Raw genomic sequence first — 2,564 nt, 5'->3', positions numbered from 1 at the left:
ATGTAATCCATGGTAAGCCCCCTGTTCTAGTCCTTACAGCCTCGCTCTTTTATATATCAATTTTAAAAATGTTAAATTTAATGCTTTTATGATACCATGTTAGCAATAATTTTTGATGAGAAAAAGATTTTTTTGTGGAAAATTGCTACAAAATACCGGTTTTTTGGGAGGGAATGGCCATGAAAGCTGACAGACATGTACATACTCCGTTTTGCCCACACGGCTCTACGGACAAATTCGATGAATATATTACGCGGGGAATTGAGCTAGGATTAAAGGAAATCACATTTACAGAACATGCTCCTTTGCCACGAAATTTTCAAGATCCAACACCTGAAAAAGACAGCGGTATGGAAGCTTCCATGCTCCTAGATTACTTTCAAGAGCTCCGCGTCCTGAAAGAACACTATAAAGACAAAATCCTGATCAAAAGTGGTCTAGAGGTTGACTTTATAGAAGGTTATGAAACTGAAACAAAAGATTTTCTCAATGAAGTCGGCGAATTCCTTGATGACAGCATTCTTTCCGTCCACTTCATAAAGCAGGAAAGCAACTGGCATTGCATCGATTTCAGTGATGATGCGTTTGGTGAGATTGCCAATAAACTAGGTTCCATCGAAGCGGTTTATGCCAAATATTACGATACCTTAGAGAAATCAATCACAGCTGACCTAGGCATCTATAAGCCAAAAAGGATAGGACATATTACACTTGTTCATAAATTCCAGCACCGATATCCACCTGCAAAAAGCTTTGACGACCGTGTTTACAGGGTATTGGATATGATCAATGAACAACAATATGCACTTGATTATAATGGAGCAGGGTTCGTAAAGCCGCTATGCCGTGAGCCCTATCCTCCTGAACGGTTTGCAAAGCGTGCCATAGACCTTGGCATCCCGCTTATTTATGGTTCCGATGCACACCAGGCTAAAGATTTAGGCCAGGGATTTGAATCGTTGATTCCAGAATTCAACGGGTAAATCACGTAAACACTTCAGGCCCGTCCCGCAAGCAGGGGCTGGAGGTCTTCGGCAATAAATAATGTATCTTGCAGAAAACGAGCGACTTCCTCAGCATATAAATTTGTGTAATAGGCTTCCTGTGGGAACACATGAAGGACCTCCATCGCATAATGGGTATGCAGGACCGGAGCCGATAGCAGGCCCTTTAGTTGCAGCATATACAAGGGGATAGAGACCGACTGAAAACTTCTGCTTTTAATGCCTTGTTCCAAAACATATTGAAAATAAGACTTTTCCTTTGTAAAATAAGTCGAATGAATTTCCCGGTTTAAATTTGAATCGAGTGAAGATTCTCCATATATAAATCGAGCTGCCAGGAAGTTTTCTCTTTGGAATGTAAGAATATCCTTTACCAAATTCATCAAGCATTGCTTTGGACCTTCATGATCCAGCAGCGTCATGTTCGTCTCAAGGACGAGAATATACTCTTCTAAATAGGAAGTGAAGCAGAATTCTAGCAACCCCTGCTTATTTTTAAAATAGTAGGCAATATTAGCAGCATTCACTTTCGCTTTATTCGCAATATCCCGTATGGATGTCGCATGATAGCCTTTTAAATGAAATAAATGTAAAGCAGCTTCCACAATAGCTTGTTTCGTTGGCGTCTGGCGATTCATTAGGCAATCCCTCGCTTTCTTTGAGACAAGTCTTGTGGACTATTTCTGCATTGAAGAGCTTGAATCCTTTAGTAAGTTCTCGACAATTTCTCTCCAATCTATCGGCTTGACTAGAAAGTACTGTAAAAATATGAGGAAGACAGGTGAACCCTTTTGTTTAATGTCGAAATGTATCAAGGAAAAAAAGAAAAAAACTATGAACTTGTCCAAAAACAGCTCTTTGCCTTAATAGAAGATGAACCAAACCAGATAGCCAATTTAAGTAATGCCGCTGCTTTACTGAATCAATTTCTCGTTGAGATTAACTGGGTCGGCTTCTATTTACTTGAAGAAGGCCAATTGGTGCTAGGACCCTTTCAAGGTCTTCCAGCCTGTGTCCGCATTCCAATGGGCAAAGGCGTATGCGGGACATCAGCGGCCACAAAAAAAACCTTGCGCGTCGATGATGTCCATCAGTTCCCAGGACATATTGCCTGCGATGCTGCATCACGTTCTGAAATTGTCATACCCCTTATGAAGGAGGGCAAACTAATTGGCGTTCTTGATATCGACAGCCCAATTACGAACCGATTTGACGAAGTGGATCAGCAAGGACTCGAGAAATTCGCGGACATCCTAACCAAGCGTTTATAGAGTAAAAAGGGAGCGACAATCCATGCCGCTCCCTTTTATTTTTACAGAACTCCATGTATGTGAACTTTGTTTTTCCCTGAATTCTTCGCAATATATAACGCCTCATCGGCCCTTTTAACTACCTCTTTCATGTTATCTAAATGTTCTTTTGACCAACAGGACACGCCGCAGGAAATCGTCACTCTAGGATTGGATTTCTCCCAGACCTTATCCTTTACTCGTTCGGCAATGCGAACACCTGACGCTAAAGGAACACGTGGAAGGTAAATTGCTAGCTCTTCTCCTCCCC

4 protein-coding genes are annotated in these 2,564 nt (G+C 41.5%); 2 read left to right on the top strand and 2 right to left on the bottom strand.

What is annotated here, in order from left to right; translation table 11 throughout:
- Positions 1-179: 179 nt before the first annotated feature.
- The gene (gene hisJ, locus AC1DUW_RS25635) at positions 180-983 is read left to right on the top strand and encodes a histidinol-phosphatase HisJ (RefSeq protein ID WP_056529401.1); all 804 of its coding nucleotides are present in this window, start codon (positions 180-182) and stop codon (positions 981-983) included.
- A 14-nt stretch (positions 984-997) separates the two neighbouring features.
- On the opposite strand, the gene refZ is transcribed toward hisJ, so the two are convergent.
- Entirely contained in the window at positions 998-1,642 is a 645-nt protein-coding gene (gene refZ / locus AC1DUW_RS25630) for a forespore capture DNA-binding protein RefZ (protein WP_053347313.1), read from the bottom strand.
- A gap of 153 nt (positions 1,643-1,795) precedes the next feature.
- Here refZ and AC1DUW_RS25625 point away from each other — a divergent pair, with 153 nt between their 5' ends.
- Positions 1,796-2,275: a GAF domain-containing protein gene (locus AC1DUW_RS25625; RefSeq protein WP_053347314.1), complete on the top strand. Its 480-nt coding sequence runs from the start codon at positions 1,796-1,798 to the stop codon at positions 2,273-2,275.
- 41 nt (positions 2,276-2,316) lie between these two features.
- Here AC1DUW_RS25625 and AC1DUW_RS25620 read toward each other — a convergent pair.
- Positions 2,317-2,564 (bottom strand): diguanylate cyclase (locus AC1DUW_RS25620; protein ID WP_477643804.1); only part of this gene is annotated, 248 nt, incomplete at its 5' end.

Source organism: Peribacillus sp. P4_C12 (genome assembly GCF_056402095.1).
Note: the sequence above shows the minus strand (reverse complement) of the source record. Positions and strands in the feature narration are given on the sequence as shown.

Excerpts from the sequence above, each read along its gene's own strand:
- hisJ (WP_056529401.1), top strand. The coding sequence starts at position 180 with ATGAAAGCTGACAGACATGTACATACTCCGTTTTGCCCACACGGCTCT.
- refZ (WP_053347313.1), bottom strand. The coding sequence starts at position 1,642 with ATGAATCGCCAGACGCCAACGAAACAAGCTATTGTGGAAGCTGCTTTA.